Raw genomic sequence first — 21,542 nt, forward strand, 5'->3', positions numbered from 1 at the left:
ATTTTATTTAAAATTAATTCCTGTATCGAAAAAAAAAATTAAATTTACAACAAGTGAAAGTTTAAAATTTCAATGTCGGAAATATGAGTAAAAATCCTTTTGGCATCAATTTTATGACTTAAAAAAACACATAATAAATTATTTATACTATGAGAAAAACAATTAAAATCGCTGCTCTTGCCTTGATGGTCTCTATGACAGCTGTTTCTTGTAAAAAGAAAGTCTCTGATGCAGATTTGACATCACAGGCAACAACAGTAATGACTTCTTATCCCGGAACTTCCGTTGAAGTGAAAGAAGGAAAAGCGCACCTAAGCGGTGTTTTCGCGACGGAAGCTGACAAACAGGCCGCTATCGATGCATTGAAAAAAGTAGAAGGTGTGAAAGATGTTCACGACATGGCAACTGTAGCTCCTTTGGTAACAGCGCCAACTGTGGAAGTAAACGCTGTAGACGCGATGGTTCTAAGCAAAGTAAATACCGCACTGAAAGACATCCCAGGTGTAAAAGCTGAAGATATGGGCGGAATGCTTACCCTTACAGGAACGACTACTGCTGCCAACGCCAGAAAAGTAAAAGAGTCTGTAGATGCTTTGAAAATTGGTAAATACGATAACAAAATAACAGTCAAATAATCATGAGCTTACAAGATAAATACGCAAGTGTAGTTTCTGCAGCTCAGTCTGCCGGACTTTCTGGCCTTTCTGTTCAGGAGCAGGATGGGGTTTTATACATCACAGGAAAAGCAACAAGCAGTGCTTCTAAAGATTCTGTTTGGAATGCTCTTGGCGCCATTGATCCTTCATACACAGCAACCGACATCAATGTGGACGTTCAGGTTTCAGGATTGGCTGCTGGTGCTACTTTAACTGTAGCGACAGAAGATTCTAATCTTAACATCCGTCAGGAACCTTCTACAGACGCGGCCGTTGTTGGTAAAGCGGCAAAAGGCGAGACAGTAACTTTGGTTGAGCAATCTTCTGACGACTGGTGGAAAATCAAAACAGCTGACGGCGAAGAAGGCTATGCTTATGCAAGATATTTGAAAGCTTAATTTCAAAAACATTTAAATCATAATAAAACCTCTGATTTTTCAGGGGTTTTATTGTGTTTTTAAGCTTTAAATCGGGCTCCAATTTAATTGGCTTCCATCATCAACTTATCCTCTTTGACTTTGTGCGACTTACATCTGTCAATAACACCAATTCTTCCGCCTTTGTGTTGAGACTACTATTTTTTTGGTTACGAAATTTAAATCAATACAAAACCTCTTTCGTCAAAATACTTTCAATATTATCCGGATAATTGACCTCAATCAAATTCTCCGAATTGATCCAGTTTCTGATTTTTGTCGAATCCAATTTAGTCGAATTCGCAACGCCCATTTCGTGAAGTGCAAATGCATTGCATTCTTGTTCATATTGATTTTCGATTGGGATCACGAATAATTTTTTATCCATAAACATGGCTTCCGCAGGCGTTTCGAAGCCCGCGTTGCAGAGGATTCCTTCGCAGGATTCAAATAATTCAAGATATTTTTTCTCATCAATCGGGAAAATCTCGACATTGTTGAACTTCTGAACTTGTTTCGCATATTTGGAAAAAACCTTCCATTGAACATCAATTCTCGTCAGGAAATTGGTAATCACCTCATCCGAAAAACTGGGAAGATAAACCAAATAATGACCTTGATTTGTTGGATTCAGATTTCGGATTTTTTGTCTGATGACCGGCTTTTTGATATGCGAATTGTAATTTTCAAAATGAAAACCGATTTTCTTTTTGCAAGGCACGTAACTATGCAAAATCAAACTTCCCAGCCAATCCTTTTTCTCAGGTTTCGGCGTTTCCTTAAAGGTCAAAGAAGCCTGGTGACTGAGTTCCACAATTGGCAGATTTTTCAATTTTGCTGCCCAACCTGTCAAGGGTTCAAAATCATTGATAATCAGATCATAAGTCGACAAATCTAAATCTTTAATAACCTTCGCCGCTTTGCAGAAATTGTTTTCAAGAAACGTCTTTTTGTACGACAATCCACCCGTTTTGTTATAAAGCAAAGACACGCCTTTGAAACGGAAATCGATATCAAAATCTGACTTCAACTGCGTTTGATGTCCACTTATCAAAGTGTCTACCAGCGCATGTTTTTTGAGAATCGGGATGATTTCCTGAGCTCTGGCGAGATGTCCGTTTCCTGTGCCTTGGAAGGCGTATAATACTTTCATTAATTTGTGTTTTTTATATCATTTGAGTCACGATTTTCATCAGTTCCTCACTGTTTATTTCTTTTAATTCGTCAGGTTCATCGTCAGTTAAAGTGTGTTTTTCATCTTCATAGACAAAGAGTTTCCAGCCGCCGTTTTCGTATTCCAATGCGGAGAGATTTTCCACCCAATCACCAGAATTCAAGTAGGTACATTTTCCTTTCTTTCCAATGACTTCACGGATTTGAGGCTGATGAATGTGTCCGCAAATCACGTAATCGAAATCATTTTCAATCGCCAATTCGGAAGCCGTCAATTCAAAATCACCGATATATTTCACGGCTTTTTTGACATTATTTTTAATCTTTTTCGAAAATGAATATTTCTCTCTTCCCATTTTCTCCAGAAACCAATTTACCAGATTATTGAAGGCAATCAACATATCATAACCTTGTCCGCCCAGTTTTGCAATCCATTTGGAATGCTGAACCGATGCATCAAAAACATCACCGTGAAAGATCCAGGCTTTTTTGTCGCCCAATTTCAAAACGTGTTTGTTGCACAACTTCAATTTTCCCAATTCGAAATCGGTGAAGTTTCGGAACGCTTCATCATGATTGCCTGTGATGTAAAAAACCTCCGATTCTTTGGTCGCAAATGAGATTAATTTCTTGACAACTTTCAAATGTGATTTCGGAAAATATGATTTTTTGAATTGCCAAATGTCTATGATGTCACCATTCAGAATTAAAGTCTTTGGCCGGATAGAATTGAGATAACGCAGTAATTCCTTCGCCTTGCAACCATAGGTTCCAAGATGAACATCGGAAATAATGACTATTTCAACATCACGTTTCATATTTGGATAAAGGGCGATTTCATTCACAATCAGATTTTTACAAAGAACGATTTCTAATTTGAACTGTGCGTGAATGGTATTTTATATTTGATGATGCGAAAACGGAAAAATTTCCTGATTGTCTTAATATTAATTTAAAAAATAAGTGGATATTCTCTCAAAAATATTAGTTTTGTTCAGTTACAATTTACATTGAGTTTTGCGGTGCTGAGATCCAAATACAAAGCACACAAAAATTTTTAAAATTGAAACTGCTTTAGGGTCACAAAGCCGCTTCGCTAAAAAGAGATTTAAATCGCCGTGAACTTTGTGCTCAAAACATTTAAAATTATATAAAAAATTATGAAAGGTCAGAATAAACTGTTTATCGCAATTATCGCCGCATTGATTTTGGGCGTTATTTTAGGAGGAGTCGTTCACACCAATTATCCGGACTACTCGGAAGATTTTGCCAAGAACATCAAGTTGTTGGGAACCGTTTTTATCCGACTGATTCAGATGATCATTGCGCCGTTGGTTTTCTCGACCTTGGTTGTCGGAATTGCAAAAATGGGCGACATCAAGATGGTGGGACGTGTGGGAACGAAGGCGATGCTCTGGTTTATCACCGCATCTTTGGTTTCCCTCTCCATTGGTTTGGTTTTGGTGAATTGGCTGGAACCTGGCCACGTGACACAACTTCCGATCCAGGATGTTTCGTCCGCTTCTGACATTGTAAAAAACAGCAAAGGATTTTCTATGGAAGACTTTGTGACACACATTATTCCGAAAAGTTTATTCGAGGCATTTGCGACCAATGAGGTGCTTCAAATCGTGGTATTCTCTGTCATGTTTGGGATTGCGCTTGCTGCAATGGGCGAAGATTATGCAAAACCGGTTATCAAAGGTTTAGACATCATTGCTCACGCCATTTTAAAAATGGTGGGCTATATTATGTGGGTAGCACCACTAGGCGTTTTCGGAGCAATTTCTGCGGTGGTTGCGACGAATGGTTTTGAGATTTTCAAAGTTTACGCCATCTATTTGCGTGATTTCTTTTTTGCGCTCGGCATTCTTTGGTTAGTATTATTATTAGTTGGTTATATGATTCTAGGCAATCGACTTTTCGAATTGTTGAGAAGAATCAAAGAACCTTTGTTGATTGCATTTTCCACCACAAGTTCTGAAGCTGTTTTCCCAAAATTGGTAGAAGAATTGGAGAGATTTGGCTGCAACAGCAGAATTGTGTCGTTCATTTTGCCTTTGGGCTATTCCTTCAATCTGGACGGAAGTATGATGTATATGACCTTTGCCTCGATTTTCATTGCGCAGATTTACGGCATCGATATGCCTTTGGGACAACAAATCATAATGCTTTTGGTTTTGATGCTTACGAGTAAAGGAATTGCCGGCGTTCCGAGAGCAAGTCTGGTCATCATTGTTGCGGCGTGTGGCATGTTTGATATTCCGGTAGAGGGAATCGCTTTGATTTTGCCAATCGACCATTTCTGCGATATGGGAAGAAGTATGACGAATGTTTTGGGTAATGCTTTAGCAACGTCTGCTGTGAGTAAGTGGGAAGGGCAGTTGGAGAGCTAATGAATGTCAATCTAAGAGAGAAATAAATTTTCAATTGCTTCAAGTATATTACGCTTGATAATTCTAGTTTGTGTGGCAATTATCAATCATAGCATTTTGGATGATTACAACCATCAATTAAATTATTATTTACAGCAATAGTATCATATTTAATCTTCTTAATACTATTATATAGTCACTAGAGTCTTTTACCTGCAATCTTCCGATCAACATATCTCGTTTTATACCCATTTCTGCATACAAGCCCTTTATGAGCTTAACCTCATACGTTTTTCCATTATAATTACCCTTCCATGTTTCTTATATTTTTATCTAAATTTTATAAATCTGATAATGTGATAGGATATTATTTTATCTCAAAACAATTTGTATATATCGCACCTGAATTATAACAATAAGTTCCTTTTGTCAATTTATTTCTTACACCTGACCCTACTTCTTTCAATTTTAACTCTTCATCAAGTACTGTTAACCACTGTTGGATTTTACTTCGTAAAGGAGTTTTTTCTATTACTCTTGAGCTAAAGGGATATATCTCATCGAAATTAAATTTTTCAATTTTAGTTTTTCTTAAAAGAGTGACGGTCATATAATCCCCTGCTGGTGCGAGCGTCACGCTCGTACCCACAAATGAGGACACGAACAAGAAGCTTGCCCAAGCGGAGCACTCAACAACAACGGGAACCGAATGATCACAATTTGACTTTGAAGACTTAATAAAACATTCCACCCCTTCAGGGCTCTTCCTTCGTGGTATATCATTGACATCGGGTTTTACCCGAAGCTACTAACAGTGAGCAACTTCGCAGCTCTCTCAATGGAAGTCATTGAAAGACAAAATCTTGCTTTTATTTTAAAAACTAGATTCGCAGACAAAATCCCATAGCCCTGATGGGAACGGCATCCTTTTTTGGCATTGCGGGGAAAAACTTCAATGAAGATACGGCACGCCAATCGCAATGACAAAAAAGATATAGTGGACAGCAGGTTCCCGGCTCCAAAAAATTTAATTAGAAATTAGAAGTGAGATTTTAGAGGTTAGAATTTTCAGAATTTTTAGCTGACAAACTAATCAGCTGACAACTGACCAACTCCACACAACCTGCCAAAAATCATCAACATAGACAAAATCACAAACCGTATTGATTCTAAATTAATTTTAAAATCCGTAAATTTGCTGGATTAAGAATCAAAATTTTTATGCTGACGAAATCAAAGGTTCAGGATTTCCTGAAAGAGATAGAAGTAGAAGATCTGGTGAATAATTTCCAGGTGATGGGCGACGATATTTATATTGATATGACAGCTCATTCTCCGGCAATGCACGAGAAAAAGAAACTGGAAGTAGCTATGAAGCAAGCTTTTGCTTCACAATTTGGGGAACAAGTGAATCTTAAATTGAAGATCACTTCTCCGGAACTGCCTGCAACGCCTGTGAATGAGATCAAAGGAAAACAGATCAACGGCATACAAAATATTATTGCCATCGCTTCCGGAAAAGGTGGCGTTGGAAAATCTACTGTTGCTGCCAATCTTGCGGTGACGTTGGCAACAATGGGTTTCAAAGTTGGATTGCTGGATGCGGATATCTATGGCCCGTCTGTACCAACAATGATGGACACCGATGGTCAAAAACCAATTTCTATAGAAGTCAATGGCAGAAACCTGATGAAACCTATTGAGAATTACGGTGTAAAAATGCTGTCAATTGGATATTTCTCAGGTGCTAATCAAGCAGTTGTCTGGAGAGGACCAATGGCTTCGAAAGCATTGAATCAAATGATTCGTGATGCGGATTGGGGCGAATTGGATTTCCTCTTGATTGACCTTCCTCCGGGAACCGGTGATATCCACCTTTCTATCATCCAGGAAGTTCCGGTGACTGGCGCTGTGATTGTGAGTACGCCTCAACACGTTGCTTTGGCGGATGTGAGAAAAGGCATTGCGATGTTCAATATGGAAAGTATCAATATTCCGGTTTTGGGACTGATAGAAAATATGGCTTATTTTACGCCGGATGAATTACCGGAGAATAAATATTATATCTTTGGCAAGCAAGGTGCTCAGTTTATGGCAGAAGATCTAGGAATTCCTGTTTTGGGAGAGATTCCTTTGATCCAAAGCATCAGAGAAGCGGGCGACGTCGGGAGACCAGCTGCGCTTCAGGAAGATTCTAAAATCTCTGAGATCTATGTGAAAACAGCTCAGAATATGATAGAAAGCCTGGTAGAAAGAAACAAAAGCCTGCCACCAACCGAAGCCGTAAAAATCACAACCATGGCCGGTTGTTCGCCTAAGAAAAAATAAAATAAAATGGATAATACAAATCAAATCCAGGAAGAACTGGTAACCAAGGTGATGAATGCTTTGGACAGCATTCGTCCTTTCCTGCAAAAAGACGGCGGTGATATTGAATTGGTAGATGTTCAGGAGAAGAAAGTGTTTGTAAAACTTTTGGGTAGCTGTTCCAGCTGTGGCATCAGCAGTTCTACGATGAAACTGGGTGTTGAAACTACCATAAAGCAGCACGCTCCGGAGATCGAAGAAGTCGTCAGCGTTTAAAAATAAAAAATCCCGATTCATTTTTTGATTCGGGATTTTTTTTATTCTACTATTTCAGCATCCTGAATTTCTGGACGTCCTTTTCTTAATTGACTTTCCCAAAGCAGGAATTTATCCACTTCCTTCATCAACATTGGAATTGCCAATGCCAGAATTGCCAAATCATCCAAAGCTCCTACAATGGGAACAAAATCCGGAATGATATCTATGGGCGAAATCACGTAGATCAAAGCCAATGCTGGAATCAGTACGTCTGTGAATTTCATTTTATACTCACCTCTGTACCATAATTTGAACATCCTGACAACAGAAGGGATCTTTTGGAGAAAACCTTTGTGTTTGATTGCTTCCTGAGCCAGTTTAAATTTTGAATATTTCATTGTGTGTTTGTTTTTTATTTTTCGACTAATCAAATTTCGCAAATTCTATTCCAATCACTTCATAGAAAATCGTAATATTTTGTTAATTAATCACTAAGTCAATCGGTCTGTCAGCTTTGCAAATTGTTTTTCTGCACTTTTCCCTTCGTACAGAATATCATAAACGGCATTGATGATGGGAAGCTTCAGCTTTTTCTCCTCACAGATAGAATAGATCCCTTTCGTCGCGTAATAGCCTTCTGCAACCATACTCATGGACTGGATTGCCGATTTTACGGTGTAACCTTTTCCAATCAGGTTTCCAAGATTTCTGTTTCTTGAGAATAAGGAATAAGCCGTTACAATCAAATCGCCGAGATATGCGCTGTCATTTACATCTCTTTTTTCCGGGTAGATAGCTTCCAAGAAGGTTTCCATCTCGCGGATTGCATTGGAAACATACACCGCAATGAAGTTGTCACCGTAGCCTAAACCGCTGGCAATACCCGCTCCTATGGCGTAGATATTTTTCAAAATTGCAGAATACTCGTTACCCAGAATATCACAGCTTGTATTCACTTTTATATAACAGGAAGACAGAATGCTTTGCAAAACCTCGGCATCCTCTTTTTGCGCAACGGCCACGGTAAGATAAGACAAACGTTCCATCGCGACCTCTTCTGCGTGGCAAGGACCTGCAATTACTGCTTGATTCTTGAAGCCTATTTTGAACTGGTCTTTCAGGTAATGCGCCACGATATCATTATGCTTCGGAACGATACCTTTGATCGCGGAACAGAATAATTTGTCCTGGTATTCGCAGGTCATTTTTTCCATAGATTCTGCCAAATAAATGGAAGGAACCGCCAGAATAATGACATCACTATTGGACACCAACTCATTGATATCTGTTGTGATCTGTAATTTTTTCAGGTTGAAGGAAACCGTTGTCAAATAAGTGGGATTATGACCACGTTGTTCTATGGCTCCTTTCACGAATTCATTCCGTACGCACCAGTTCACAGTTTTACAGTTTTCCGCCAGCATTTTGACAATGGCTGTTGCAAAACTCCCACTCCCTAAAACGCCTACACGTACATTTTTAGATGATTTAGTCAATTTCTTGCTCATACTTTTTCTGCATTTTCATTTGTAAATATCTATTACTTTCTAAGATTACAAATCTAATGCAATTTGTGAATTTACCTAAATCTAATTTGCGATTTACAATAATTTAAGAGTAATTAACTTTTGTTGGGTTAATTGCCCATAATGATGATTACGATTAATGAGAATAAAAATTTCCTATTTTTGCAGTCCATTTTAAAAACTTCAATTAATGGTTAATTTCCTAAAATCGAAAAAGAAAAAGAATATAGTCCTTATTTTACTTTTAATGGCCTGCTTTGTTCAGGCAATGATCATCGCGAAGTTATACAATAGCGCAAACGATAAAGTCTATCAAGTCAATCTTGTCAAGATCAATAATGAGAAAGACAGCATCGATCATCTTCAGCTTAAAACAGACCTTGCGATCGTAGATCAAAGCATCAGAAGCATCGACGGATTTCTGAAATCAAAAAACATCTCTGACCTTAGAATTGAAAATCTGGCCAAAGACAGCCTTCAAAACGAGGTTTATCTTGCAAAAGTGAGTAATCGCTACAGCCAGTATCTGATTGATCTTGAACAAAAATTGCAACAGGTCCCACTTGGAATCCCGAGTGACGGCTACATCTCCTCCAACTTCGGCATCAGAAAAAACCCCATTCCTCCAAAAGCTGAAGCGTCAAAACTAGCGGCCCAAACTAATGTTGCTGAGGAAAAAGACAGCTTAGGAAATGTGATTAAAAGGCAAGCGATCGTCAAAGAAGATCAAAACGCTTCCAGCAATGCGCCTGCGGAGAAAGACCAGATGCAGTTTCATAAAGGTCTCGACATTGCCGTTGCTTATGGAAGTCCTGTTAAATGTGCAGCAGCCGGAAAAGTTGTTTTCGCTGGTGTAAAAGGCGGTTACGGAAATTGTGTCATCGTGGAACACGGCAATGGATTAGCAACACTTTATGGTCATCTTTCTGAGGTCTTGGTTGAGGCTAATGACAGAGTCAAAGTGGGGCAGATCATCGCAAAATCTGGCAATACAGGAAGATCGACTGGACCTCATCTTCATTATGAAGTTCATAAGAACAATCAACCAATCAATCCGAGGTTATTTTTGAATTTTTAAGAATATTATTATTCATATGCTTCGAGAGCCTCAGCAGAACAACGCTGGTATTATTTGCAATTGAACATTTAAAGAGTTCTATAAATTAAGCATAAAAAAAGCGATCCAAAATCTGGATCGCTTTTTAAATTATAATTAAGCATTAGATATTTTTATGTATATCAAATTAAAAAGTTCTTTGAACCTTTATTAAATGAAACGAAATATGTTAATAGTGATGGCTCAATAAATAATAATGGTGTAGAAAAATTACTTTTTGAAACTTTAAAGAATATGGGACTAGCTGGTAAAATAAATTTACAAAGAATCGAAAGTAGTGCATCTGTCCAAATAATAATCTTGATAGTAATAATGAACCAATCGCAGTACCTTCCACGGATAATAGTTCAGGGAGTGTTGGTATACCACCACCAACCACAGGAGATTATGTTGCCAATGCACATAACCATAATTCTGGTGGAGCAGCTGTGCCATCGCCAGCAGATATTTATAATGCAATAGGCAATGCAGTTAAATATAATACCTTTACAGGTTGTTATATCTTTTCAACCAATGGTAATGTATATGCAATAGCAGTTAATGACAGGCAAACCACTATTGCTTTCCTTGCTTCTTATCCGGCATCTGCAAATGTGACAGCTAACGGGCAAGACTTCACTCGTGCTTCAGAAGTTGGACAAAAATATAATGATATAAAAAATTACTTTACAACGGGCAAATGCCCTACTTATTCCAGCACGAGCCAGAATGATGGTATGGAATCTGCTACGGCTTTCATATTAGATAAATATAATTCCGGAATGAGCCTGGCCAAGTTGGATGCGAATGGTGTTTTCAAAACCCTGAACCCTAAAAGTTTTGATTATGTAATTCCTGCAAGCGGTGGTCAGCATACTACGGCTTACAAAACAGAAAATTGTCCTTAACCTATAGAAACAACAAAATGAAAACAAAGATCTTATATTTTATACTGATTAGTTTTTCCCTTAGCTGCACAGCACAGCGAAAAACAGAAAGAATACCAATGAAGGACTATCCCCAATTCTATAATAAAACAGTTAACAATCTGAATAAGGTTATTAAAAGCAAAACTGATTTCTATGGAAAACCACTATCAGATTTTTTAAATGAATTGAAAAGAAATCATATAGACGTAAAATCCTATGATACCACGCTTAATACATATTTAAAACTTAATTTTAATGATGATTATGATACTTCTGTAGAGTCCGGGAGAAAAGGATATAGTCAGCCTTACATCATCATAAATATCAGAAGTCCATATTTTAATTACCAAGAAGCTATGAAAATTTTAGATAAAAATCATTGGTATTGGGGAGAAGAAGAAGAGAATTTTTACAAAAATATAATTGTAGATACAATAGAGTTTTGGGATGTGGATGGTTTACAGAATCGTCAGGTAAAAGCAAGGTAGATGATAAAATAACAAAAGCCCCGGCAATGGGGCTTTATGTTTTGATAATTTCATAGATTATCTATAGCAAGATTATACGATAGCGCAGAGATTTAAAACATATCTCGCAACTAATAATTCTTTGGTAATCTCAGAATGCCAATATGGGGATTAATTTCTTTATGGATAATCCCGGGGCTACGTGGGAGCAGTTTTTGAATCAAGTGCCAAAAACGCCGTGTGATAAGATTAATAAAGTTGGTAAGAACAATAAAACAAAAGATCTCTTTGGAATTTTACATCCAAAAGTGAATTCGACAAAGGAATTTGGTTACATATTAACGGAAAGTGGTGGTTCTATTTATGAAACTTATATAGAGGGGAACACGGGAGAACACAGCATCAATTTTTCTGTAAACACGCCAATTGATGGTTTTATCCATTCTCACTACATTGGTTTATTATCCGTATTTTCCGTGTCTGATATGTTTGCGCTGGCGCAATTGTATAAAAACGGAAAAATAAAAGATATGGACTCATTTGTAATTGGGGTAGTAACTGACCCTGCAAAATTTGGAGCTTTTGCGAACAAACTTTTTTCAGGAAATCAAATTGATGAAGATATGTTAAGAAATTATGAAGCTATTTATGAATTTGTTTATAAAATAAAAACTAATAATACAGCATCTGTAAATGAAAATGCTTTTGTTGGTTATTTAAAAACAGCTGATACGGGTTTAAAAATGCTTAAAGGTGATGCATCATTCGGTAATTGGCAGCTTTTAAATAAAGATTCAAATGGTAATGTAGTGCCACAAAACTGTCCTTAAATAATTAAAATTAATTTTATGAAAAATAATATATTAAAAATTAGCTTTACGATTATAGTTTTATTGATGACTTTCAACTGTAATGCGCAAAACTATCCACAAAATGGTGACAATATACAAAACAGCAACTTAGATAAATTTGTAGGAACTTGGATATGGGCAAATGAGACAGAAAGTTTGGTGTTGATTTTTAAAAAAGAAAATATTAAACTCCCTATTGGAAACAATATAAGAGCAGACGCTTTATATGGCTTTCATCAGTATAAAAAAAATAATGTTGTAATAGAGACCTCTACTCAGTTTTCAAATACAATTTATACTGATAAAAAAAGTACGTTGTTTGCTTTAGGAGATAAAGATAATCCTAATAATTTGGGAGTGGGAATAGGTCATTTATCTAAAAATAAGAGTGTTAGATCTGAAATAGAGTACATAGACACAACCCATATTAAATTAGTGAAATTGGAAAATTATGAGGGAATACGAATAAATGTTCCTGGACAACCTCCTTATGATTCATCTATTACTTTACCTCAGAATATTGTATTGGTAAAACAATAATTAAAAAAAGCCTCAGCAATGGGGCTTTATGTTGTGAAAATAGGTAAATTATCTGCACCAAAATAATAACATTGCGCAAAGATTTAAAACATATCTCGCATCTAATAATTCTTTGGTAAAATCTAAATTTGCCATTTGGGGTATTAATTTCTTTATGGATAATCCTGATAGGACTTGGGAGCAGTTTTATAACTGGTTTATAAAAGATACTCCAACTGGGCTTTTTCAACAGATAATTTTAGAAAATCCAGTAACTATTTTAAATTATGAATTTTTGAACTCTCCTAATTTTAAAATGAGACGATTGGATCAAATCAAATATCCTAAATTCACACAAATGGTAAAAGGATTGAAGGCTTATGCAGAAAGTAATTCTCAATTATTAGATAAATTAGTGGAAATATCAGGAATGTCTAAAACTCAAGTTCTTGATAAACTGACTTTTGGACAAGGCCCCCAAATTGAATTAATACCTGGACTAATGCAATTTATGATGGAAAACCTGTTTATGGAAAATTCAAACATAATACGCCGAATACTCTAAATATAAACGAAAATTATGTATTGGGGTTACAGCAGGCATCACTACCTTCTACGATTGAGGCGACCAATTTTCTTCTTGCTGTTACGGTGCTTCATGAGTTTGTACATTATGGAAATTATTTGACTGGATTTAATCCTGCAGGTGATGAAGCCGGAAATTTATTTGAAAATTCAGTTTATGGAGTTGTTATTACAAAATACAATGCTTATGAATATATTATTTCACTTAACAAAAAATAAAAGTTGGATCATAACAATGTATCTTTCACTAATGTGTTTATGTTGTCAAGAGCAGAATAATATTAATAAAAATCTTGAACAAGCCTTTAAAGAATATGGATATCAAGACAAGGCCATTATTTATCGCGAAAAAAACAATCAAAATATTGCAAATTCAAATAAATATATCTTTTTAACTGCGAAAGAATTGTTAAAAAAACTTGATGAAAATTTTTTTATTATAAGCGTGTCAGAAAATAAAAGCACTATGAATATAAAGATGTATTCTTTCAAAGAGGGAAAAGGTATGTTTTGTCATTTCGAAAATAATATTTTAAAATCGACAGAAATTGAAAATATTAAAATTGGAGAATCAAAACCTTATTATGTATATTATGAAATTATCAAACGTAAGCATCCAAAATATATGAATTGGGATTTGTTTCCTATTCCTAAAGATAGTTTGAAATGAGATTAGTTCTTAAATAAAACTATTAAAATGAAATGTTTGATACAATTAATAACTCAAACGGAACAATAACAAATATTCAATTTACAGATTTATAATATGGGATCAATAAGTGAATTTAGTCCTTCTTTGTTTTTACTACAAATAATTAGCTTTTTAGTTTTAATTCTTATTCTATATATGGTTTATAGAATTTTTAAAAGACTAAAATAATAAAGAATCAAGATACCACAGATTTGCAATCCGTTCTTTGTTGAAATTAAATAAAAAATCGATCCAAAATTTTTGGATCGATTTTTATTTATAATTAAGAATTAATTATTTTTTCAATTCTTCAAGAAACTCGTCGTGAGAGATCACAGTTTCTTTTCTCTTAGATTTTTCTAGGATCACATCTTTCAGTTTTGCCATTGCCACTTCAGAAGAGATTTGTCTTACCTGGTTTTCGTCTTTCAACATTTCTGCTGCATATTTCTGAACCTCATCATCACCTAAATGGTGAATTCCGTAGATTGCTAATTGGTTTCTTACCAATTGCTCAGCTTGTCCAAGAACCTCGGCGTAGTCCAACTTAATATCGTTATCGTTCATCAATTTTCCTTCCAGGATTTGACCTTTGATAATGTTTTTCTCGTTTTCAAGGATTTCTTTTGCCTGCTCTTCAGTCGTGATATTCTGGTTGGAGAACAACAACCATTTGATCAAGAAAGCTTCTGGTAATTTGATTTCTTCTTTCTCATTAACCTGCTGAAGGATATTGTTGACGAAATGAACATCTGCATTTTGCTGGAAATATTCGTCCAATTCAGTTTTCACTCTTGCTTTTAGTTCTTCTTCAGTGGTAATAACGTCTTTTCCATAAACTTTGTCAAACAATTCCTGATCAAGTGCAGCCAATTTCAATCCGTAGATATCTTTTACTGCTACTTCCACCTCGTTGTGGTGAAGGTGTTCTGCATCCTCTTTAGAAAACCCTAGTTGAGTCGCCAATTCTTCTTTGGCCTGAAGATCTTCTTTAGACACTTTTACAGATTCATCTTTTTTCAATTTTTTCACCAACTCGTAGGCTTCTTTTTGTTCTTTAGAAACAGTAACGTTTTTTGGAGCGTGATTATGCTCACCTTCTGCACCTTCTTCTACAACTTGGGAAATTTCCAAAGCGACGTAAGACTCTTTACCGATTTTATCTTCCGGTAATCTTTCTGCAAAACGCTTTTGCATGTTCTCAACACTGGTCGAGATTTCTTTCTCAGAAGCTTCTACTTTATAATGAGGCGCTTCATAGTTCGCAAGATCCACCGTAAATTCTGGCTCATATCCAACTTCGAAAGCTACAGATAAAGATTCTGCATTGTGATTGAAATCGTTCACTGGCTGAGGAACCGGTTGGCCAACCAATCTTAGTTTGTTATCGTTAACATAACCGTTCAACGCTTCAGAAACTTGTTTGTTGATCTCTTCGAAAGCGATACCAGCTTCATATTGTTTTTTCACCATACTCAATGGCACTTTTCCTTTTCTGAATCCAGGAACCTGTGCATTTTTTGCATAGTTGAGTAGTTGCTTTTCAACTTTTTCTTTATAATCAGATTTTTCCAATGTTACCGTAAGCAATGCACTTACATCGTCATGGTTTGTAGCTGTAACGTTCATTAATTGAAATTTTTAGGTTGCAAAAGTAGTCAAATTATAAAGAAACTCAAAATTAAATACAGTGGTATTACTTATAAAAAAATCATAAAAAACCTGCCTTCATTATTTGAAAGCAGGTTCGGAATTTATTTGTGGTATCTATTGATTAATTAATAAGACCAAAAGTAACTTCAGCATCAGTTTCGCCTCCGCTGACACTTCCCCACGCAGTGCCGTTTTGCGATTCGCTTGCGGAGGCAGGTTCGTGAATTAATGTTAATTTCAATAAGGGCGAAGAAGCGTTGACCACTTTTACAACATCCCATTTTGTGATCAAACCTACTTTTCCTAAAGCGCCAGTAGAGGAACTTGTATCCAATCTGGTCAAGTTAACAGTAGATTTTGGAAAATCAAAAATTAGGAAATGCTCATCCTTTGCATCTTTGATCTCTTGGGTAACATCTTCATTTCCATTTTTGAAAATAGTGGTTACTTCGTAAGACTTACCGTCTGTCAACTGGATCACCGGAGAAGCGGACCCAATAATATAATTGTAAGATTGCGTTGTGCCCGCAGTAATATCTTTGACATTAAGAACGATATTTGTGAGTTCTTCCTGCGGCAGATCATCTGCCGCAACATCCTCATCTCGCTGGCAAGAAATCACATTGAAGATTAAAAATAACGCGGCTAAAACACTTACTAGTCTATTGAACTTATTTTTCATTGTTTAAAATTTTTAATAATTGATTGTTTGTTTTAAAATCACTTTCGCAACCCAAAGGGTGCAATTTTTATGGGATTTTTAGAATTTGTATCTGAAATTCAGGATAAAATTTCTGCCCATATCGTTGGCAAAAAGCCGCATCCGGTTCAGATAATCTCTGTATGATAGATTGAATACATTATTAACCGTCAAGCCTGCCGAAAAGTTTTTCCCGATATCAATTCCTGCTTGCACATTCCAGATAGCATAGGTTTGCGGCGGTGTACTGATGTCTACAATGGTCGTCACTTCCTCTCCTGCCACATAGTCTGTAAATTCCAGATTATGAACAGGATAACGCTTCTGATCTATCAAAATCTGATTCTCGATATTCAGATAAAATCCGTTCCACTTTTGTTGATGAAACTGCAGCGCATTTGAAAAATTCATCGGCATCATCAGAATCAAAGGTTCGTCGTGGGTTTCGTCCTGTCCACGGACATAGGCGCCTCTGCCTCTGTATGAGAAATGATCTGAAATACCAAGATGAATATCCACATCCAAACCACCCATTTTGGCATCGATCTGCTGATAGACCCAAACCGGAAAAGTTCCTGCTTGCGTGAGCTGCAAAGTACCATCTGGAATCTGATTGATAAAATTTTTGGTGATAAAATAATAGGGATTGACCGAGATCTCCAGACCTTTCAAGATATCAAACTTCGCATCTGCCACGATATTGAACTGATGACCTTCTTCGTTTTTGATAGCCATATTTCCCTTCTCAATAATCGCTGCAGAATGATGCAAGCCGTCTGAAAACAACTCCGCTATATTGGGCGTTCTGCCAACTTTCGCATAATTCAGTTTTAGATTAAAATTGTTGGACGGATGGTATTCCAAACCGGCGTTATAAGATAGATTATGGTAAGTCAGCTTAGGTCTTGTTAAAACCCGGTTGGCATTGGTCCTTACATAAAATTCCGGATAGGCCTCCGCATACAACTTCTCCCAATCGCTTTTGTCATACCATTTGGTTACATCATAATAATTGTGATCATATCGGATTCCGGCTTCGGCATTCAGTTCCGGAGTTATTTTGTATTTGAAAACAGAATAGATCCCAGCCGAATATTTGTCATAATTAGGAATCAACCTTCTGGCTTGCGTTGCCGGGTCAGAATAATTGTTCTGAAAACTGGCATCGATACCGGTTTCCAAAGACCATTTTTCTCTTTCCAAAAGATCATTAATATTGAGCTGATGCGTCATCAAAGCCAGATCCAAGGATGGGATTTTGCTGAGATCGCCTCGTCTCAAATCAAATTCCTGACGGTGGTTATACTGGAAACTGTAGGTTACAGATACTTTCCCGATATTCTCAAAACGGTTGAACGCAGAAACTTTTGCTAGATGGTGCTGTATCAATTGTCTTGGATTATCGATTTCGTAACTGAAATTACCTGAATAGAACGGCACCTGCGCATTCATCGCTTCAAAGTAATCGCGCGGCGTAGTTACGTGCGAATCCCTCAATATCCCAAGATTCTGATCCGTCAAATAATAATCAAAGGAAAAACCATTCTTAAAGGTGTTTTTTTGCACTGTAAAATTAAAAGAAGAAAAATCCGAGCCGGTGTTTTTCAGATTGTACGCCCGCGCGCTTTGATCTCCTGTTTTTCTGATGCTACCGCCTGCTTTTACAGCCCAGCCATTTTTCCAGATCTTGGCCAGATTGACATCCACGCCCAAGCCTCTCCCATTTGAGATTCCGGAAAGATTGACTGCGCCTTTCAAAGTATCTTTTTTGGGGAAGATCTCCGGCTCCAGCACTACAACCCCCCCAATGGCATCACTTCCGTATCGTAAAGCGGACGCACCTTTGATGACATCTATGTGTTGAAAATTATTGACATCAATATTAGGAGCATGTTCTATCCCCCACTCCTGCTCCTGCATTCTCACGCCGTTATTGATGATAGAAATCCGGCTTCCGTAAAGTCCGTGGATAATAGGTTTTACGATATTGTTACCGGTTTTCAAACCGCTGACTCCTGAGATATTTTTGAGGAGATTACCGAGGTTTTCGGTGGAGTTTCTTTCTATTTCAGTTTTATCGAGGGTTTTGACAACCATCGTTCCGTTGTTTTTATGACTGCCATGAAGCGTCACTGTTTCTATCTGGTTCACGTGATGCTCAAGATTGATGGTCAGGTGAAGATCTTTCCCAACTGTGAGCGTCTCCGCATAATTGTCACAATCTGGATGAGAAGCGCTCAACGTATATTTTCCTGCAGCAACGTTCTTGATCCGGAAGGTTCCAGACTTATCTGTTTTGGCGGTATATGCTCCGAAAGATACAACCACATTTTGCAAAGGTGTTTTGTCGTGGAAATCTTGCACCATGCCTTCCACAGCATATTTCTGAGCAGAAACTGAGGCCAATCCAAAACAGATCAGCAGCAGACTAATCATATATTTCATCTGTAAATGCTTATTAATTTTAGGGTCAGATGCAATCGCCTAAACCAAATTAGTTTTGTACAAACTTTTGTTAATAGGGATTTCATACTATTTTTTTATGTAAAATGTATAATGTCAAAAGTACCGTGTACTTCTGCGAAATTTTGGAATTAAATACTGATGGTTATTCAGAATGCACATAGTTGCTAAGCAGCCCGAGCTGAACGGAGCTCATTTTTTTTCGTCTTTTTCTGACGATAAAAAATAGCGGGAGTGGAGCGCGGAAAAGCTGCCCTAAAAAATGCATCATAACGCTGTCGACCAATGTCAAATAGCTGCTCAAATAAATTTCAGACTAAATTAATTCCTGGATATTTTCTCAAAACCTTGATAAAAATTGAGGAAAATAAAAGTTATGAAATAGCGGGTGGACCGCGAAGTTGAAAGGTAAATCTGGTCGCTGACCATATTTTTTCCTGTACAGAAAAAGTTTGTTTTGTGTCGTGTGTGTGGTTTGCAAAATGGAAAGAAAACTGTTCCGGAATCAAAGAATTGCCTGTTGCCAAAAAATGACAGGCAAGACAGTCGCCGGATTGACCTGTGGAAATATCAGACGAAATGGTTTTTTCTGTCTTTTTGAAACCGGAGTCTTTGAAGAAAGATTCGCCTGCGTGATTGTGCAATTGCGCAGAAAACAAAGCCACAAAAAGATACATCCCGGTAAAAAATACCGAAATGAAATTCTTGAAAGTTTTGTTTTTTACGATCAACATTGTTGCAAAGGTAGAAATTTTTTAAGACTGAGGAATATTATGTTAAATCAAAAGTGGTACTTATTTCTCTTCCTCGAAATATAATCTGTAATATTTCCCTTTATCATCCTGCCCGGTTTCCAGCATCTGCCTGTCTCCGTGGATGTAGATGTGGAAATTTTTATCCAGCTTGATGATGGATTTGAAATGGCGCTGCTGCTTCTTAACCGCTTGGGTATTAATGGGAAAATCTTCTGAGATCGAGATCTGCATATCCTGCTCATAGTCTGATTTGAAGTTGGAAAAACTTTCTATAACGCTCTCGTCTTCCAGAACTTCTTTTACAAAATCGTCGTATTTGAACTCTTCTTTTTCTTTAAAAAAATTAATTGATTTATTAAGAAAATCTGCCTGGTCCGCTTTGGAAACTTCAAATTCCTGAGGCAGTTGCTGCGTGATAAAATCTTTGTAAACGGACAAAGTCTCCTGTGTGTGGAAATATTCGTTATCGCGTTGTTTTACCTTCAGGAAGTCCTCAAACCAATAATAGATATCGCCGTTTTTGTTGTTATCAACCACGGATAAAACGTAGCCGCTTTCTTTGTCGCTGTTATAGATCAAAGCCGCTTTATCGATTTTTGACAGGCTGATGCCGAAGTCTCTTTCGATGTCAAAAGATTCGTCTTGGGGATTAATTTTAAGGAAACCTTCTCGTTTTTCAGTTTTGAAAATCCCGATAGAATCTATTTTCTTGTTATCGCCGTCCGCAGATTCTATGGTGTCGCCTTCAAAGTAAACGATGAACAGTTCACCACCCTGAACTCTTGGGTTTTCCGCTGCGTCATAAAGATGTTTCGCGATGTTTTCGGATTCCCATTGGAATTTGGCTTTGTCTTCAAAAATCTCGGAAACAGAGCTGTAAACCGGATTGTTCACCAGATAGGAATCGCTGTAAAAATGAAATTGCTCTTCTGATTTGAAGGCATTCATAAAGTAATTCCCTAGTAATTCCTTCATATCCTCTTCCAGCTGTAACTCCTGCTGAGAAAGCATCAGAGCTTCCTGATTGATCTTATTCCCGACTCTGTGAACTGTGATTTTTGAAAACATTTTTTGTTGTTTGAGTTTGCAAAGATAGGTTTTGAATTATTTTTTAGGAAAAAAATCAAAGTAAAAAACAAATAATTATCTTCAACCTCTAATACTTTTGTTTTATAAATATTATCTAACACTGCATCACTATAAGGACTTTTGATTGCCTCCTTAAAAAGATAAGGAATAGTATGGCTGAAATCCACCCAACTTTCATTGTGCGCAAAATTAGTAATAGTTCTAAATTCTCTTTGTGATTGAAGAATTTGTTTAAAAATTGGATGTGAATTTTTTAAAAATTTATTCTCCAAATCAGATCCCAGATTCCCCAGATAATTCTTCTTTTGAATATCCAATCTAGGATAAATAAGATGTAATTTTTTGAAAACATTTCTATAGTTAAATTTGCTTTTAAAATCTTGTGCAACATCAAATTGATATTCAAATGCCTTCGACTCATCAATTACAGACAAACCAATATCTTCAAGAAGTTTCTCTAAAAAAAGAGGAGATTTAGTAGGTAAACCTCTTGTGAGAATATTATTTTGAACAGCTAAACTTTTAGGAATTTGATTGTAGTCGATTGTAAAATCTCGATTAGTTTTGATTGAAAAATTAGAAATTGTTTCAAGTAAACCTTTTAACTTTAATATTTCTACATTATTTGTTGTCTCCAAGAATATGCTTTCTTCCGGAAACTCATTCTTGAATATACTGGAAATACCATCTCCAATGTAACCTGCTTGTGAAAATTTTATTGGCATTACTTAGTGCTTTTCTTTCTAATGATTTATATAAGTAAGTCTTAGGCTTATTCAAAGCAGTTTCTTTAGATTTAATGACTTCTGCTTCATCACGATGTACAAAATGATTGCTCAAAATTCCCTTCACTTTTTCGATGCCGATGCTGATGATTTCTTCATCATTGGTAGAACAGTGTTGCCCCAGAAGATATTCCAACACATAAGAAGGCACTACAGCGTTGCCTTTCAGAAATTTCGTGAGGTCTTTTCTTACCACTTTACCTTCAAAATGGGAAATTATTTTTTGGTCTAATGCTTTCATTTGTTCA

At 36.6% G+C, this 21,542-nt stretch carries 25 protein-coding genes; 13 read left to right on the forward strand and 12 right to left on the reverse strand.

Features of this window, described 5'->3' with window-relative positions; genetic code table 11:
• The first annotated feature begins 149 nt into the window (after positions 1 to 149).
• Positions 150 to 635, forward strand: a complete 486-nt coding sequence (locus F564_RS0102605; protein ID WP_028121236.1) for a BON domain-containing protein — start codon at positions 150 to 152, stop codon at positions 633 to 635.
• Between the two features lie 2 nt (positions 636 to 637).
• Positions 638 to 1,054 (forward strand): SH3 domain-containing protein, encoded by a 417-nt coding sequence (locus F564_RS0102610; protein WP_028121237.1) that lies wholly within the window; start codon positions 638 to 640, stop codon positions 1,052 to 1,054.
• Positions 1,055 to 1,256: 202 nt separating this feature from the next.
• Here the strand turns inward: F564_RS0102610 and F564_RS0102615 are convergent, their stop codons facing one another.
• Positions 1,257 to 2,225 carry a glycosyltransferase family protein gene (locus F564_RS0102615; RefSeq protein ID WP_028121238.1) on the reverse strand — a complete coding sequence of 323 codons (969 nt, stop codon included), beginning with the start codon at positions 2,223 to 2,225 and terminating at the stop codon, positions 1,257 to 1,259.
• 13 nt (positions 2,226 to 2,238) lie between these two features.
• A complete protein-coding gene (locus F564_RS0102620; protein ID WP_028121239.1) occupies positions 2,239 to 3,063 on the reverse strand; it encodes a UDP-2,3-diacylglucosamine diphosphatase in 825 nt (274 codons plus the stop codon).
• Positions 3,064 to 3,405: 342 nt separating this feature from the next.
• Between F564_RS0102620 and F564_RS0102625 the strand changes: the two genes are divergently transcribed.
• Positions 3,406 to 4,641: a dicarboxylate/amino acid:cation symporter gene (locus F564_RS0102625; protein ID WP_028121240.1), complete on the forward strand. Its 1,236-nt coding sequence runs from the start codon at positions 3,406 to 3,408 to the stop codon at positions 4,639 to 4,641.
• A 346-nt stretch (positions 4,642 to 4,987) separates the two neighbouring features.
• Here F564_RS0102625 and F564_RS0102630 read toward each other — a convergent pair whose 3' ends face one another.
• Positions 4,988 to 5,230, reverse strand: coding sequence for a hypothetical protein (locus F564_RS0102630; protein WP_154656784.1), 243 nt, complete (start codon positions 5,228 to 5,230; stop codon positions 4,988 to 4,990).
• 611 nt (positions 5,231 to 5,841) lie between these two features.
• Here F564_RS0102630 and F564_RS0102635 point away from each other — a divergent pair.
• Together F564_RS0102635 and F564_RS0102640 are read left to right on the forward strand one after the other, a co-directional pair.
• Positions 5,842 to 6,948 carry an Mrp/NBP35 family ATP-binding protein gene (locus F564_RS0102635; protein ID WP_028121242.1) on the forward strand — a complete coding sequence of 369 codons (1,107 nt, stop codon included), beginning with the start codon at positions 5,842 to 5,844 and terminating at the stop codon, positions 6,946 to 6,948.
• 6 nt (positions 6,949 to 6,954) lie between these two features.
• Positions 6,955 to 7,203 carry a NifU family protein gene (locus F564_RS0102640; protein ID WP_028121243.1) on the forward strand — a complete coding sequence of 83 codons (249 nt, stop codon included), beginning with the start codon at positions 6,955 to 6,957 and terminating at the stop codon, positions 7,201 to 7,203.
• A 41-nt stretch (positions 7,204 to 7,244) separates the two neighbouring features.
• Here F564_RS0102640 and F564_RS0102645 read toward each other — a convergent pair whose 3' ends face one another.
• Positions 7,245 to 7,583: a YkvA family protein gene (locus F564_RS0102645; RefSeq protein ID WP_051259536.1), complete on the reverse strand. Its 339-nt coding sequence runs from the start codon at positions 7,581 to 7,583 to the stop codon at positions 7,245 to 7,247.
• A gap of 93 nt (positions 7,584 to 7,676) precedes the next feature.
• Positions 7,677 to 8,693: an NAD(P)H-dependent glycerol-3-phosphate dehydrogenase gene (locus F564_RS0102650; RefSeq protein ID WP_028121245.1), complete on the reverse strand. Its 1,017-nt coding sequence runs from the start codon at positions 8,691 to 8,693 to the stop codon at positions 7,677 to 7,679.
• A 208-nt stretch (positions 8,694 to 8,901) separates the two neighbouring features.
• Here F564_RS0102650 and F564_RS0102655 point away from each other — a divergent pair, with 208 nt between their 5' ends.
• The 8 genes from F564_RS0102655 to F564_RS0102685 all read left to right on the forward strand — a co-directional run bounded on the left by F564_RS0102655 (position 8,902) and on the right by F564_RS0102685 (position 13,828).
• Entirely contained in the window at positions 8,902 to 9,789 is an 888-nt protein-coding gene (locus F564_RS0102655) for a M23 family metallopeptidase (protein ID WP_028121246.1), read from the forward strand.
• Between the two features lie 467 nt (positions 9,790 to 10,256).
• Positions 10,257 to 10,715: a hypothetical protein gene (locus F564_RS0102660; RefSeq protein WP_028121247.1), complete on the forward strand. Its 459-nt coding sequence runs from the start codon at positions 10,257 to 10,259 to the stop codon at positions 10,713 to 10,715.
• A gap of 17 nt (positions 10,716 to 10,732) precedes the next feature.
• The gene (locus F564_RS0102665) at positions 10,733 to 11,224 is read left to right on the forward strand and encodes a hypothetical protein (protein WP_028121248.1); all 492 of its coding nucleotides are present in this window, start codon (positions 10,733 to 10,735) and stop codon (positions 11,222 to 11,224) included.
• Positions 11,225 to 11,367: 143 nt separating this feature from the next.
• Positions 11,368 to 12,033 (forward strand): hypothetical protein, encoded by a 666-nt coding sequence (locus tag F564_RS0102670; protein WP_028121249.1) that lies wholly within the window; start codon positions 11,368 to 11,370, stop codon positions 12,031 to 12,033.
• An 18-nt stretch (positions 12,034 to 12,051) separates the two neighbouring features.
• On the forward strand, positions 12,052 to 12,594 hold the full coding sequence (locus F564_RS0102675) for a DUF6705 family protein (RefSeq protein WP_154656785.1): 543 nt from the start codon (positions 12,052 to 12,054) through the stop codon (positions 12,592 to 12,594).
• 112 nt (positions 12,595 to 12,706) lie between these two features.
• Positions 12,707 to 13,138 carry a hypothetical protein gene (locus F564_RS0102680; RefSeq protein WP_154656786.1) on the forward strand — a complete coding sequence of 144 codons (432 nt, stop codon included), beginning with the start codon at positions 12,707 to 12,709 and terminating at the stop codon, positions 13,136 to 13,138.
• A gap of 20 nt (positions 13,139 to 13,158) precedes the next feature.
• On the forward strand, positions 13,159 to 13,377 hold the full coding sequence (locus tag F564_RS20510; protein ID WP_228373838.1) for a hypothetical protein: 219 nt from the start codon (positions 13,159 to 13,161) through the stop codon (positions 13,375 to 13,377).
• Positions 13,346 to 13,828, forward strand: a complete 483-nt coding sequence (locus tag F564_RS0102685) for a hypothetical protein (RefSeq protein ID WP_154656788.1) — start codon at positions 13,346 to 13,348, stop codon at positions 13,826 to 13,828. Before F564_RS20510 ends, F564_RS0102685 begins: the two co-directional genes overlap by 32 nt.
• A gap of 315 nt (positions 13,829 to 14,143) precedes the next feature.
• Here the strand turns inward: F564_RS0102685 and F564_RS0102690 are convergent, their stop codons facing one another.
• From F564_RS0102690 to F564_RS20385, 7 genes are all read right to left on the reverse strand, one after another.
• A complete protein-coding gene (locus tag F564_RS0102690; RefSeq protein WP_028121253.1) occupies positions 14,144 to 15,478 on the reverse strand; it encodes a trigger factor in 1,335 nt (444 codons plus the stop codon).
• 145 nt (positions 15,479 to 15,623) lie between these two features.
• Positions 15,624 to 16,184, reverse strand: a complete 561-nt coding sequence (locus tag F564_RS0102695; RefSeq protein ID WP_028121254.1) for a hypothetical protein — start codon at positions 16,182 to 16,184, stop codon at positions 15,624 to 15,626.
• Positions 16,185 to 16,262: 78 nt separating this feature from the next.
• The gene (locus F564_RS0102700) at positions 16,263 to 18,647 is read right to left on the reverse strand and encodes a TonB-dependent receptor (RefSeq protein ID WP_051259537.1); all 2,385 of its coding nucleotides are present in this window, start codon (positions 18,645 to 18,647) and stop codon (positions 16,263 to 16,265) included.
• 392 nt (positions 18,648 to 19,039) lie between these two features.
• Positions 19,040 to 19,399 carry a hypothetical protein gene (locus F564_RS0102705; RefSeq protein WP_028121256.1) on the reverse strand — a complete coding sequence of 120 codons (360 nt, stop codon included), beginning with the start codon at positions 19,397 to 19,399 and terminating at the stop codon, positions 19,040 to 19,042.
• 60 nt (positions 19,400 to 19,459) lie between these two features.
• The gene (locus F564_RS0102710) at positions 19,460 to 20,488 is read right to left on the reverse strand and encodes a nucleoid-associated protein (protein ID WP_028121257.1); all 1,029 of its coding nucleotides are present in this window, start codon (positions 20,486 to 20,488) and stop codon (positions 19,460 to 19,462) included.
• Positions 20,431 to 21,234, reverse strand: a complete 804-nt coding sequence (locus F564_RS0102715; protein WP_028121258.1) for a hypothetical protein — start codon at positions 21,232 to 21,234, stop codon at positions 20,431 to 20,433. Before F564_RS0102715 ends, F564_RS0102710 begins: the two co-directional genes overlap by 58 nt.
• Complete coding sequence (locus tag F564_RS20385; RefSeq protein WP_028121259.1) at positions 21,170 to 21,535, reverse strand: anti-phage BREX system Lon protease BrxL; 366 nt, start codon at positions 21,533 to 21,535, stop codon at positions 21,170 to 21,172. The genes F564_RS0102715 and F564_RS20385 overlap by 65 nt, the downstream gene beginning before the upstream one ends.
• Between the last annotated feature and the right edge of the window lie 7 nt (positions 21,536 to 21,542).

Source organism: Epilithonimonas tenax DSM 16811, from assembly GCF_000428485.1.
In the GTDB taxonomy this organism is placed as follows: domain Bacteria; phylum Bacteroidota; class Bacteroidia; order Flavobacteriales; family Weeksellaceae; genus Epilithonimonas; species Epilithonimonas tenax.

Excerpts from the sequence above, each read along its gene's own strand:
- F564_RS0102645 (WP_051259536.1), bottom strand. The coding sequence starts at position 7,583 with ATGAAATATTCAAAATTTAAACTGGCTCAGGAAGCAATCAAACACAAA.
- F564_RS0102655 (WP_028121246.1), top strand. The coding sequence starts at position 8,902 with ATGGTTAATTTCCTAAAATCGAAAAAGAAAAAGAATATAGTCCTTATT.
- F564_RS0102615 (WP_028121238.1), bottom strand. The coding sequence starts at position 2,225 with ATGAAAGTATTATACGCCTTCCAAGGCACAGGAAACGGACATCTCGCC.
- F564_RS20385 (WP_028121259.1), bottom strand. The coding sequence starts at position 21,535 with ATGAAAGCATTAGACCAAAAAATAATTTCCCATTTTGAAGGTAAAGTG.
- F564_RS0102695 (WP_028121254.1), bottom strand. The coding sequence starts at position 16,184 with ATGAAAAATAAGTTCAATAGACTAGTAAGTGTTTTAGCCGCGTTATTT.
- F564_RS0102710 (WP_028121257.1), bottom strand. The coding sequence starts at position 20,488 with ATGTTTTCAAAAATCACAGTTCACAGAGTCGGGAATAAGATCAATCAG.
- F564_RS0102715 (WP_028121258.1), bottom strand. The coding sequence starts at position 21,234 with ATGCCAATAAAATTTTCACAAGCAGGTTACATTGGAGATGGTATTTCC.
- F564_RS0102650 (WP_028121245.1), bottom strand. The coding sequence starts at position 8,693 with ATGAGCAAGAAATTGACTAAATCATCTAAAAATGTACGTGTAGGCGTT.
- F564_RS0102625 (WP_028121240.1), top strand. The coding sequence starts at position 3,406 with ATGAAAGGTCAGAATAAACTGTTTATCGCAATTATCGCCGCATTGATT.
- F564_RS0102630 (WP_154656784.1), bottom strand. The coding sequence starts at position 5,230 with ATGACCGTCACTCTTTTAAGAAAAACTAAAATTGAAAAATTTAATTTC.
- F564_RS0102705 (WP_028121256.1), bottom strand. The coding sequence starts at position 19,399 with ATGTTGATCGTAAAAAACAAAACTTTCAAGAATTTCATTTCGGTATTT.
- F564_RS0102690 (WP_028121253.1), bottom strand. The coding sequence starts at position 15,478 with ATGAACGTTACAGCTACAAACCATGACGATGTAAGTGCATTGCTTACG.
- F564_RS0102665 (WP_028121248.1), top strand. The coding sequence starts at position 10,733 with ATGAAAACAAAGATCTTATATTTTATACTGATTAGTTTTTCCCTTAGC.
- F564_RS0102620 (WP_028121239.1), bottom strand. The coding sequence starts at position 3,063 with ATGAAACGTGATGTTGAAATAGTCATTATTTCCGATGTTCATCTTGGA.
- F564_RS0102610 (WP_028121237.1), top strand. The coding sequence starts at position 638 with ATGAGCTTACAAGATAAATACGCAAGTGTAGTTTCTGCAGCTCAGTCT.
- F564_RS0102605 (WP_028121236.1), top strand. The coding sequence starts at position 150 with ATGAGAAAAACAATTAAAATCGCTGCTCTTGCCTTGATGGTCTCTATG.
- F564_RS0102700 (WP_051259537.1), bottom strand. The coding sequence starts at position 18,647 with ATGAAATATATGATTAGTCTGCTGCTGATCTGTTTTGGATTGGCCTCA.
- F564_RS0102675 (WP_154656785.1), top strand. The coding sequence starts at position 12,052 with ATGAAAAATAATATATTAAAAATTAGCTTTACGATTATAGTTTTATTG.
- F564_RS0102685 (WP_154656788.1), top strand. The coding sequence starts at position 13,346 with ATGAATATATTATTTCACTTAACAAAAAATAAAAGTTGGATCATAACA.
- F564_RS0102670 (WP_028121249.1), top strand. The coding sequence starts at position 11,368 with ATGGGGATTAATTTCTTTATGGATAATCCCGGGGCTACGTGGGAGCAG.
- F564_RS0102635 (WP_028121242.1), top strand. The coding sequence starts at position 5,842 with ATGCTGACGAAATCAAAGGTTCAGGATTTCCTGAAAGAGATAGAAGTA.
- F564_RS0102640 (WP_028121243.1), top strand. The coding sequence starts at position 6,955 with ATGGATAATACAAATCAAATCCAGGAAGAACTGGTAACCAAGGTGATG.